Here is a 12475-nt window from a genome sequence, read left to right on the forward strand (position 1 = left end):
CTTATCATTCTAATGACTGTTTTATAAAATTATGCCTTTTCTCGAATTCTCTGCTTTTCTTTTGTATTACCTTCCCCTATTGCCCAAATATCTTGATACATCATTTAGCTCCATTTCTTGCTTGCACTTACATCAGTATATGAGTAAACATGAATAAAAATGGTGACTTCCTAATTAAACCCTAGCTTATTAGCCTACTAATTAACCTTTTTAGTCGTTCACCAGACATGCTGAAATCAGGATAAGCAACACGAAGGAAATTTTCTTTTTTCTCTTCTACTTTATTTTTATAGTTTAAATCAGTGAAATATTTTATTACTAATTCTCCTAACTTTTTAGGATCTTTTTGAACCAAATCATCCAAACTATTATAATAACCTGTATAACTTGGTAATTTCTTTTCCAATACAAATAAAGGTTTTTTTGCAAGCATAGTTTCTAAGCACACTGTAGAAGGATAAGAAACGATAACGTCAACATTTGGAAGGATGTCATATAAATCGTAGTCTTGTGATGAATAAACAAATGGAAACTCTTTAGTCAGATCGTGTGGAGTTTTAATAGGATAGTCTTTAATCACTATATTTAAATGTAGTCTTTTAGAAATTGTATCAATTAAGATCCTCCATTTAGCAATATCGCGATTCCCCCTAACGACAATCATTATTGTTTTTTTATTTTTATCAAGCCCTAGTTGTTTATAAAACGTAGACTTTTTTACTGTGGATGGCTGAAATGCTTGATCAAATCTTGGATGCCCAGTAATGGCAACAGTTTTTTTTGAGACACCTAATCGCTTATACCATTCCACCTCATAATTGCCATATACAGCATCAATCGTAGCGATTTTAGGTATAAAACCAAACTCATTTGCAAGGATTCCATGCTGTATACAAATAGTTGGTATGCCCCTTTCCGCAGCAACTAACAATAAGATACGACTTATATAACTATGCGTACTAGCTACAAGTAAACAAGAGACAAGAACCTCATCATAAAAATGAATGGACCGTTCAATACAATTTACTATTTCAGCTATTTTTTTCAAGAATAACGTTTGGAAATTTGCATCCTTATATAGATGGTGATTTTTATAGGTTTTGAACATGGATTTCGCTTGATTTTGCAGCCTAATTATAGCCTTTTTTGTATCTATTTTATAGTTACTTAAATAGTTGACTTGAAGATTAAATAGCGTTCTCTTTGTAACACCACTACTAGATTTTTTTTTATTGTTTTTACTGCCCGCCATTACAATCATTGTTTTTGAGCGATCAAAATAATCATCGAATGTCTTTGCCGGAAACCGGAGTATTGTATCATAATTTACTACTATTTTTCCGTTTTTACCTTTGACTAATTGTTTTTTCTTATGAGACTGCATGTAGTTATTAAATACCTCCTGAATTTCCTGTTGATCTTTCACCTCATTTTTTAATCGTGCTGTGAATTTATCATCATACAAATCCTTCCAAAGCTCTGTATTTTTTCGGATTAAACTAGGAAAATGACATATAAATGATAAGGAAAATCCTCTATAATTCAACTTTTGAAAGTCGCGAAGAAAATCAAGGTATAGTGACCAGTAATTTTTTACATAGGTATTCATAGTATCCTCCTATATCAATATATCCCCCGATGACATTTTCAACTCAAAATCAACAGCAATTACGCTGTTCAATACGTATTCCCTTGTGCGAGTAAGAAAAGTTATTTTCTTACTTTTTTAAATACACGAAGCGTATAGAGTTCTAAACCAGCTTCTTTACAGTTACTTTCCGCCACCTGTTTAAAACCAAAATTTTCGAAAATTTTCTTATAGTTTCTTGCAAAAATGTGCCAATGTGAAGTTTTTTCTGCTTCAACGGTTATTAGGTAATCCCCTGTAATTCTAGCTATTTCCTCAAAAATCCACTCACTGTCTGGATGGATATGTTCAAAAACTGCCATCGAAAATACTAAGTTAAAAGTATCAGGAAGAAACTTTTTAATTACATCCTCTACTGGAGAATTAATAATTACCGCATCGTCCGCAAGTTTTGGGTACATTTCCTGTAGACATGTAGCCGCTTCTTGACTAATTTCAATGCCAGTCATTCCTTTATAACCATGCTCATAGAGGTGATTCAGATTACGACCAACGTTACAGCCAATCTCAAGAACCTTTCCCTTTTTCTCTACATATTTTTCTACATACTTCAATAAAAACTCGCTTCTTTCCAGTTTATTCGCATATCTCATTGGAGTACTGTTTTTAACCCAATGATCATGAATTTCGTTAAGTTTTGATTCTGTCACGTTAATACCTCCACTTTTTCATACAGGATACAATATAATATGTAAAAAAAAAGAAAGCGTATTGGCATATGATAGAGGGTAACAACCTAAAAATGATCGACTTATCCTCATTTTATTGGTTTGATAAAATGGTTTAATAGGCTTGTTGGTCATATTTTTTAGTTTCCTAAAAATATTGTTTGAAAAAGCCATTACTTTTTCAAAAAAGCCCTCTATCCCTAAAGATATTGAGAGCTAAATCATTTTTATAAAGTAGCTTGTGAAATAATGCTTTCAATTTATCAACGGGTGTCCTTGATGGATCATAGTATTTATAAGCAATAAAATCATCTTTCATTTTTTCCACTTTTTTAACGTTAAATTTAGCTTCTAAATCGGTTGTCAGAGCTTTCACTAATTTGCTAGGATTATCTCTGTATCTGCTATAACTAATTTAATCATTTAAGAATTTCACAAAGTCTCTATATGAGGATTAATAATTCTGTTCCAATTGGTGAACCCCCTACTTTTCACAAATTAGATAGTGAAGTTGAACTAGAAGTACCTATACCCTAATTTGCCAACCGATTAATTAAGTCGACCAGCCTATCACCAGAGGGTTTCGCTGCAGGATATGCTTGGGATAAAAATGCTTCTCGTTTTTCTTCAACTAGCTCTTTAAACTTTTCATCTATAAAATAATTATTGATCATTTCAGTGATTATTAAAGGGTCTGGTTGTGCTAATTCACCTAAAAAGTCAAAATAACCGGTATACGTCGGAAAAGGGGTGGACAAAACAAAAACTGGCTTTTTAGCAATCATAGCCTCCAATCCTACAGTAGAAATATAAGAAACGACTAAGTCACTATGATGAATTAAATCATATAATTGAAAGTGTTTAGATGGATAGACGTCGGGAGATTTAGCAGTCAGTTCATGTGGCTTCAAGTACCGAAAATCTTTAATGACAATATTATAATTGTCTATACCATCAAAATTATCAATGAATGTTTCCCATTTCTCCATTTGTATTTTACCCCTGACAATCATTAATATCATTTTCTTATTTGGCTTTAATTCTAATTGTTTTTCGAGCTCATTTTTAGAGATAGAAGGACCTTGATGAATAGCATCAAACCTTGGATGTCCAATTATTTCTACAGCTTGATCCGATAAACCTAATTGCTTAAACCAGTTGACTTCAAAGTTTGAATAAACAGCATCTACATCCGCTATCTTGGGCATGTAACCAATTTCATCTCCAATAATGCCATGCTGCATACATATCGTAGGAATTCCCATCTCAGCTGCGACCATGGCAATTGTTCTACTCTGGTAATAATGTGTAGAAGAAAAAACAATACAGGAGACTGGATTCATTCTAAAATACCTATTGGTCTCCTCAATACGATTGACTATACCCTCTATTTGCATATAAAAATATTGTTTGAATGTTTCGTTATTAAACATTGGATGATCGGTGTAAGTCGATATAATTTCATCCACTTTACCTTTTAAAATTTGGATATTCGAACTTACATTAACCCTGTATTCATCTAAATAATGAGAGGGAATCCCTGCTTCTGGAATACCTTCAATTACTTTCGGCTGTTCCTTAGGGTTATAGTCTTGAAGAAAAATAGTGTCTGCAGGAGGAAAATGTTTTGTCATTATTTCTTTCGGAAAACGCATCAAATTATAGACATCATATAAAACTACTTTTCCATTTGCATGGCTTGCCTTCTTGAATAATTTGCTGCCTTTTCGGTTTATGTGGGTTTGTTTATATGAACTGAAAATTTGTTGCATTGTTTTTTTATCTTTCACTTCATGCGATAAAGATTTTATAAATTCCTCTGATGATAAATGTTCCCAGATATAATTATTTCTATGATTCAGACTACGAAAATGACATAAGTAGGGGATAGAGAACCCTTTATACTTTAAATCCTTAAAGGCTTCTAAAAACTCTACATACAATGACCAATAATTACGTGAAGTTGTATTCATTCGATTACTCCTTTGTATTCCTAGACTGTTGGAATCCACCAAGTTAGATCTCGGAAAGCGTACATCTACTTTTAACTTATCAGCCTATTAATCAAGTTTTTCAATCGCTCCCCAGACTTGGTGGAACTCGGGTACGCGTATCGAAGAAACTTGTTCCTCTTATTCTCTGCGTAGCTTCTTGACTGAACATCTGTAAAGTATTTCCTTACTTCATCACCTAATTTTCTTGCATCTGACTGAACCAAATTACCAAGACTTGTATAATATCCTGTATAGCCGACGAAGGTCTCCTCTAAGATAAATACGGGCTTCTTTGCTAACATTGCTTCCAAACCTACTGTAGAAGAATAAGCAACCACAGCATCAACATTAGGGAATATGTCATAAATATTATAACCCTGCGTTGAATAAACAAATGGGAATTCTTTTGTTAAAGCATGAGGTTTTTTACTTGGATAATTCTTAATTACTATATTAAGATTAACTTTTTTGGAGATTGTTTTAATTAATGATCTCCAACTGTTATTATCTTTGTCTCCTCTGACAACAATCATTAATGTCTGTCTATTTGGATTCAATCCTAATGTACGATTGAACTTATCCCGAGTAATAACAGAACGTTTATATACCTGGTCAAATCTAGGGTGACCAATAATTTCAAGTGATTTACCAGGTGAGCCTATTTTTTTAAACCAGTCTCTTTCAAAGTTCCCGTATACAGCATCAATTGTGGCAATTTTCGGTATATAACCAAGTTCACTCGAAATAATTCCGTGCTGCATACAAATAGTAGGTATTCCTTTTTTTGCTGCTACTAAAGCTAATACCCGACTTTTATAACTATGCGTTGTTGATACAACAATACAAGAGACAGAAACATCATTCAGAAAGTTTATCGACATGTCAATTTGATTAATAACCGTTGCTATATTATTTAGCAACCATTCTTGAAATTGATTATGCTTATAGAGATGATGATTTTTATAAGCTTTAAGCATAACTTTTGCCTGGTTTTGAACTTGTGAGACCACTTTTTCTGTATTCGTTGCGTAATTATTAAAGTAATATACGGGTAACTTATTCATTATTTTGTTTGGTCTTACAACATTCTTTCTCTTTACATTTTCTTTTTTTATAATTATGGTGTTTGATAGAGGTACAGCTTTTTTCTTCTTCTTAATTTTAGTTGTTGATTCAGGTTTATTTCCTTTAGTCTTGCTAACGGCTGCGGCTGGTGGCTTAGCCTTTTGGCCCTTACTTTTGCCAGTTGAAAATAATTGGATTGTATTCGACGGATCAAAATAATCGGTAACTGTATCCTGTGGAAAACGGAGCAATTTGTCAACATGTAATACTACTTTACCATCCTTATTTTTCACAGATGCTTTTTTCTTGTGTGAGTATACAAACTTATTAAATACCTCTTGAAATTCACTTTGATCATTAACTTGATTTTTTAACTTTCTAGCAAACTTAGCATCCTGCAGTTCCTCCCAAATTGGTTCTCTGTTTATAATAAAGCTAGGCAAATGACATAAATACGGTAATGAAAAACCTTTATAATTTAACTTCTCAAAATCCTTTAGAAAGTCAAGGTATAAAGACCAATAATTTTTCACAAAAGTATCCATATGACTTCATAACCTCCTTTAAATTAGTTCTTCTTCCTTTAGCAATTTACGTAATTCATTAACGTTTAATGGTGCTTGATTCATCGAACTGTATGTTCCATGATTACACTTTTTCGCATTGTTGTATCTTACCTTTTCAGTTCCTGGAATAATATACATATCTTTTAATTCCCAAGCCTCCCTAGACTCATCGTAGGTCATCAATTCTTCATACATTTTTTCCCCTGGTCGTAACCCCATCACCTCAACATTAATTTCATCCATTTTCATATCGTGTTCTTTACATGTTTCTCCTATTAAAATATCAGCTAAATCTCCTAGTCTAATAACAGGCATTTTTAATACAAAAACCTCCCCACCTTTTGCTTCTTTCAAAGCCTTTATTGTCAACTGTGTGGCCTGATTCAACGACATCATAAAACGAGTCATATCCTTATCAGTAACTGTAATTTTCCTATTTTTAAGAATTTGCTCCTTAAAAAGTGGGATTACTGAACCTCTTGATCCCATTACATTACCAAATCGAACACTTGCGAATATCGTCTGTTTCCCGTTTGTGCTATATTCAGTAGAAGAAATTAACCGTTCTGCAATAAGTTTAGTCGCACCATACGTATTAGTAGGAGAAATAGCTTTATCTGAACTCGTAAACACTACTTTTTTTACGTTTTGTGAAATTGCAGCTTTAATTACATTATTAGTTCCCTGTACATTCGTTTTAATAGCTTCATATGGATTGTATTCACACAGATCAACATGCTTCATTGCTGCTAAATGCAATACATAATCAATATCATGCATAGCAGCAAACAAGCTATCATAATCACGAATATCTCCAATTACCAACCGTAATTTTTCATTATTATCTAGCTCATATCGAAGTTTGTGCTGCTTAAATTCATCTCTGCTAAATATTTTTATTAATGTTGGATTTTCTTTCATGATCGATTGCACTATACTTTTACCTATCGTTCCGGTACCTCCGATAACCAATACTTTTTTTTCACTAAAATACACATTAGTTCCTACTCTCTTTATTTAAATATTCGTATACTGCCATAGGTGATTCCATAAATACGGTAAAAATAACACAGCAAAGTTCTAAGTTAATCTCAAAATATATCTGCTAAAATCAAAATCGTCCATGGTCTGCGAAAGTCTTTGGCTCCCTTCGAGCTTACAATCTAGCGCATACGCTGTGCTATGTTGAATTTTTCTATTATTTTCACTAAATTTATGATGCACTTTAAACAATTTTAGTCTTGTACAGTGTGATACTATATATATTCATAAAGAGAATATGAGTTAAAGACTCTAACCTATTAATCACTTTTTTCTTATATATGTGCGGATTTCCCAGCATTGCATATGTAATTTGGTCGTTGTTTCTTTTCATTAATACTATATAAAATTCAAATAGGCACCTTGATATATTTAAAAATTATATTAAACGTTCAGTAAAACGCTTGTGGGAATTTAAAATATACACCTCATCAAGTGTTTTATTAACACGGACAACTGTTCATATCATTTTGGCTCAAAATCGATCCTCCTAATAGAAGGGAATCGGTTCTATGAATATTTAGAAGCAGAGAAAATTTAAGTTATAATAGCAGTGGTTGATGATATGTGAAATTAACAACTTCAAGCACAACAGAGCTTTCTGCCATAAGGAATCATTTGCCCCTAAAAGCAATTTCTCACACACTTGGTTTATGCAGTTTCTACAAAGCATGTAACCATAAAAAAAGAAGCTGCTTAACATAGCTTCATTGGAAAACTGTATTCAACTAGTTTAGTGGAGACACTCTTACAGGAAAAGTTTATCAATCTATAATAAAATAAACTTTATTATTTTATAGCTATCCAGTATAGCTCATAAAGTAAGAAGTGACCTTAAGACTCCTTTTCATAACTTATTTCTTTTGAAGTATATCTGACATAATCAATATCAACTGATTAAACCTTTCCTCATCGTTTCCTAGCTTCCTAATATAGTGTCTAATCTGTTCTTGCACCGCAGGGTCATCTAAAGCATGGCGTAACATTATCAAAATAACATCCTTGGATGCTATTTTTTGCTGGCTTTTATCTTCATCGATTGACTCTGTCTCTTGCTGTGATTTATGTTCATCCTCTTCTTCCGAGTATTGTTCCTCCTGACTTATTGAATCATTTTGGAAAAATTGTTTGATATAATCTTTAGCCATATTTCCAGCTAATTTAACCTCTGACGTATTTAAGGTTTTCATAATTCCTTTCACTTTATCGTATAGTTCCGACATACTATTATCCTCCTGCTGTCCTTTCGTTTGTGTACTACGTACCACTGGATTTCTTACCTCACGAAATCTGCCGGAAGAAGTTCTTTCTAAATGCATAACACGATTATATTTCAACTGCTTCACCCACCCCTTTTGTTCCTCTTTACATAGTTACGCGACTATAATTAATTTGCCCGTGTATACGTCTAGTTTTGTAATAATTTTTACGAAAATCCACAATGAAGTAGGATTATTTGCCGTGACAAATTCTTGAGAGGATTAAACCAGATAATTTGAATTTATAAGATTAAAGACTACGTTATTCAACTTTTAAAACATAAGAGAAGTTTTATCAACACAAAAAAATCTGCCCCAAGGTGATCATGACGATCTTTTGAGCAGAAGCGACAAGCAAACAATCAATTATTATGTTTTATCTTTAAAATAATCAGCTATTTCCTGATGAAAGTTGTTATTTTTTTGTTGTAAATCATTAATTATCTGAAATATATCCTCTGCCTCTTCATCATTCATATCCTTAACTCCAGATTCAGAAGCAGTTTCATTCATGGCTTTTGTTTCATCCACATTGTTATGACTCTCTTTATGATTGCTTTGTACACTCTCCCTATTGATTAAATGAAGATAAAGCAAGAGAGAAACCATACTATTCTGTTTCATCGTTACTATTGTTTTGCCATCGCTACTGGACATTACCGATGGACTATTTTCTAATTCTTCTTCAAGCATTTTAATAACTGAACGTTCCAATAATTCTTTTATTTTATGATTCACTTCAACTTCACTCTCCTTCTTTTAACCTGCAATATTAATGGAATTAATTGCAGAGATACCATCTTGCTTCCCTTCAAAATAAACAAAACCGTCAACACGTATAGTAGTACCGAATGGAATGATGATTTGAAAGTCCTGAAATGACAATTGCTCAGTAGGGTAAATTTCTTTTGCTTGGACAGGCTTTAATAAGTAATGGGTAATTGGGTCAACATTTCCTAATTCAATACGCTCCCATTCAAAATTATGGGTTTGTTGATTTTGGTTAGACGACTTATATTTTCCAGTAAACTTAAATTCATCTTCTGTAGTAATTTTGAGAAGTATTCTTGGTAATTCCACTGGAGTTGCTGACAAGTTTTTTATGTGAAAATCTCCAGTAATTTGATGTGTTGAATACTGCTCATAATCCAATACGACAGTTTGATTAAAATAACAGAATGCTGCACCTTCGAAGCTTGATTTATTAAGATTTTTTAACTTTTCTTTTATATAATTCTGGGTTTGTCCTAATTCAGCTTCCAGCTGGGAAAACCTAATTTTTAAATCCGTATTCGTAACCATAACAAACAATCCTCCCTTTTGTATTGATGGAAAAAGTAGAAATGTGATTTCTCTCTTTAAACATATGCTGCAAACTAGAAAAATATTATCGTTATAGTAGTCAGATTACCTGGTAGGTGTCGTTCAATAATGGCCACTTTTTGCAAAACACACGAAACTGAGATAATGCTCTAGTTCAGCTTCTCATTTTGTTGTATGGGTGAGATTATCATCTGTTCTAGCTCTCTGAGAGATGTTTGTTATCCCATTTAAACCACTCTGTGTTGTGTGACAGCAATGACCACCAGATTGATAATTCATTATATAGTTTCATACACCACTAACCTCAAATTTTATAATATCCACAAGAAGTAAAATCACGGAGCCTTTTTTACAAACGGTTAAATTTTTTCTTACATCTCATACTCAAATTCTGCTTCTAACCGTCCTTCACTCTTACAGCCCGTTTTGGACGAGCTAAAATTCGTGTAAACAGGGACGAAAGATGATTAACTGCATAAATAAATAGTAGGCAAACAGGATTGTTCAAGGAGTGAAATTGAAATGAAATTTAATAATAATTATCAGATTACGTCTCTCTCTGCAACAAACAATACAAAAGCAGTAGAGATATCTAACCATAATAATGTTAACAAAAACACTGTTTTAGCAGGGTATAGTACATCTATTGGTAACCAAGTGAAACACATTAGAGTTCCATTTTCCACTTATATAAAAATTGACGATTTCCTTCAACAGCCAATTTTCGTTCATACAGCAGAGCGTTCATTTAACTTCAAAGATCAAACTGGGATGAATCCTGACTTTGAGACATATCACCTTAATACATCCACTTATTATCATGAGCAGCCATATGGCAGATTGGCTTTTTCTAACGTACATGCAATGATGAATTTAAATAAAGAGTCTTCTAAAGTATCTAAGAATAGTAACAACATCCAGCAAGAAATAACGAAACCTTTTAAACAGAAATCAAACTCACTAGAAGAGCATGACGTTTTTAGGAATGCATTTCCATATGCAAAGTTTCTTATTCCAATAGTACTTGGGGAATATGATATTGAAATCGCATTAGAGGAAAACACATTAATGGATAAAGGAATCATGGAGATTTTGGAAGTTTCAACAGAGGTTGTATTGACAAATTGTAAATTCTTACCTTCCAAATTCAATTATTCGTCAGATCAAACGAAACGGACAGCTTCAAATGGCGTCTTATTTATTGAAGGCTTTATTCAAGAATCAATGGAATATCTCCCGGCAATTAATTGGGAAAAGATGTCACCAAGGGAATGGTTAAAAAAAGTTTATTATCGAGTAGATCAGAAAATAGCGGTAGATCTAAAGATTCAATTGCTGCAATTAGTTCAATTCTAAGATTGCCATAATAAAATTCCACGTTAAACTCTTACTATTTGTCCATTCATAATTCTACTTACCGAATATCTTATTAATGTAAAACTAATAGATTGTTAACAATAATAAATAGGAGGAATTTTATTATGGTAGGTTTTGGTCAAAGCTATTTAAATAATACTATCGTGAATAGAAATTACACGAAGAAAGCTTCAGATCCCGGCAAAGTAAATTGTGGAGTTAAAGCGCGCACAGAGGTTCAACTTCCCGATACTCCCGCTACTCCTGTCGTTAATCCAGATCTAACTGGTGCGTTTATTAAAGTCCCGCTTGTTCTAGCTGAGACAACACTTCAAGTCGTAGTAGAAGCTGACATTCCGCTTGATCCGCCAGCATGTGAAATTAAAAGAGTATTAAAGGATGTCTTCTTAACACAATGTAAACTTGTTCCTGTAGGTCCATTTACAGAAATAAACGACTCAGGATTCTTCACTTCTGAAGGAGCTAAGTTATTCATAGAAGGATATATCCGTAAAAACATCGAGTACGCACCAAAAGGCTGTAATAGCGCATTACGTACTTTAACAGCCAAGGTTCCATTTTCCGGTTTTGCAGATTTAACTGGTGATCTGATGAATTTACCGATTTTCGGCTTTGGAGAGCAAAGAAGAGCACAATTTCTTGATCCTAAACATGGAGAATCTCCTCGTTTGGATAAATATTACTTCCAGAATAGTGTCGTTTACAATGAACAGCCATTCTGTGAACTTATTAGCGCGGAATTCTTTGAGCTTGACTTTTCTCCGAATTCATTTGACTCACACAAAGGCAAATGCTCTAATAACGACAGTTTTAACAAATTACGTGAAAAAATCGTTACCGATCTTACTTTAAAAGTGTTACAGGTTCAACAAATTCCACTTAATGGTGGCGGAGTCGCTGGAAACAGACACGAAGACGATTGCTAAGATTTATTTAACACAAAAAGATTAATAAATATGCCATTTAATTATTGGTGAAAACAAGTTGAGCTTAGTAATGGCTCAACTTGTTTTATGATTACATGTATTGATGAATTTAAACAAAGAGTCTTATACAGTATCTAAGAAAAATAACAACTTCCAGCCTTTTAAACGAAACTCAAACTCACTAGAAGAGGCATGACTTTTTTAGTAATGCATTTCCATATCTTATTCCAATTGTACTTAGCGAATATGAAATTGAAATCGTATTATAGAAAAACAAACTAATGGATAAAGGGATCAGCAAGATTTGTAAATTTCAACAGAAGCTGTATTGACAAATCGTAAATTCTTACCCTTCAAATTCAATCATTCGTCAGATCAATACGGAACGGACAAGGTCAAATGATGTATTTATCGAAGGCTTTATTCAAGAGTCAATGCTATTTCTTATTGCTATTAATTGTCACCATAAGAATGATTAAAAATTATTTTTTGGAGTAGGCCTTTAGTTCAACTTAATAAATTCCATAGAATCTGAGATGATGAAATTTCAATTTACTAATAAAAATCAACGATTGACTCCTATTATTAGTCTAGTCATAATCTTACTA

10 protein-coding genes are annotated in these 12475 nt (G+C 32.9%); 2 read left to right on the forward strand and 8 right to left on the reverse strand.

Annotation, left to right across the window (positions count from 1 at the left end):
• Positions 1-181: 181 nt before the first annotated feature.
• The 8 genes from MHH64_RS16385 to MHH64_RS16420 form a co-directional block, all read right to left on the reverse strand.
• Entirely contained in the window at positions 182-1609 is a 1428-nt protein-coding gene (locus MHH64_RS16385; RefSeq protein ID WP_118890342.1) for a CDP-glycerol glycerophosphotransferase family protein, read from the reverse strand.
• 101 nt (positions 1610-1710) lie between these two features.
• Complete coding sequence (locus MHH64_RS16390; RefSeq protein WP_240033865.1) at positions 1711-2298, reverse strand: class I SAM-dependent methyltransferase; 588 nt, start codon at positions 2296-2298, stop codon at positions 1711-1713.
• A 551-nt stretch (positions 2299-2849) separates the two neighbouring features.
• Positions 2850-4289, reverse strand: coding sequence for a hypothetical protein (locus MHH64_RS16395; RefSeq protein WP_340002030.1), 1440 nt, complete (start codon positions 4287-4289; stop codon positions 2850-2852).
• 71 nt (positions 4290-4360) lie between these two features.
• Complete coding sequence (locus MHH64_RS16400; RefSeq protein ID WP_340002031.1) at positions 4361-5920, reverse strand: hypothetical protein; 1560 nt, start codon at positions 5918-5920, stop codon at positions 4361-4363.
• Positions 5921-5938: 18 nt separating this feature from the next.
• On the reverse strand, positions 5939-6937 hold the full coding sequence (locus MHH64_RS16405; protein ID WP_095314455.1) for an SDR family NAD(P)-dependent oxidoreductase: 999 nt from the start codon (positions 6935-6937) through the stop codon (positions 5939-5941).
• Between the two features lie 899 nt (positions 6938-7836).
• Positions 7837-8319 carry a hypothetical protein gene (locus MHH64_RS16410; RefSeq protein ID WP_118890346.1) on the reverse strand — a complete coding sequence of 161 codons (483 nt, stop codon included), beginning with the start codon at positions 8317-8319 and terminating at the stop codon, positions 7837-7839.
• A 291-nt stretch (positions 8320-8610) separates the two neighbouring features.
• The gene (locus MHH64_RS16415; RefSeq protein ID WP_340002032.1) at positions 8611-8979 is read right to left on the reverse strand and encodes a hypothetical protein; all 369 of its coding nucleotides are present in this window, start codon (positions 8977-8979) and stop codon (positions 8611-8613) included.
• A 21-nt stretch (positions 8980-9000) separates the two neighbouring features.
• Positions 9001-9543, reverse strand: coding sequence for a hypothetical protein (locus MHH64_RS16420; RefSeq protein WP_095314460.1), 543 nt, complete (start codon positions 9541-9543; stop codon positions 9001-9003).
• 543 nt (positions 9544-10086) lie between these two features.
• Between MHH64_RS16420 and MHH64_RS16425 the strand changes: the two genes are divergently transcribed.
• Together MHH64_RS16425 and MHH64_RS16430 are read left to right on the forward strand one after the other, a co-directional pair.
• Positions 10087-10920, forward strand: a complete 834-nt coding sequence (locus MHH64_RS16425) for a BC_2427 family protein (protein WP_340002033.1) — start codon at positions 10087-10089, stop codon at positions 10918-10920.
• A 125-nt stretch (positions 10921-11045) separates the two neighbouring features.
• Entirely contained in the window at positions 11046-11867 is an 822-nt protein-coding gene (locus MHH64_RS16430; protein ID WP_240033866.1) for a CsxC family protein, read from the forward strand.
• The last annotated feature ends 608 nt before the right edge of the window (positions 11868-12475 follow it).

Origin of the sequence: Oceanobacillus sp. FSL K6-0127, assembly GCF_037983385.1 — a bacterium.
GTDB lineage: Bacteria > Bacillota > Bacilli > Bacillales > Amphibacillaceae > Oceanobacillus > Oceanobacillus profundus.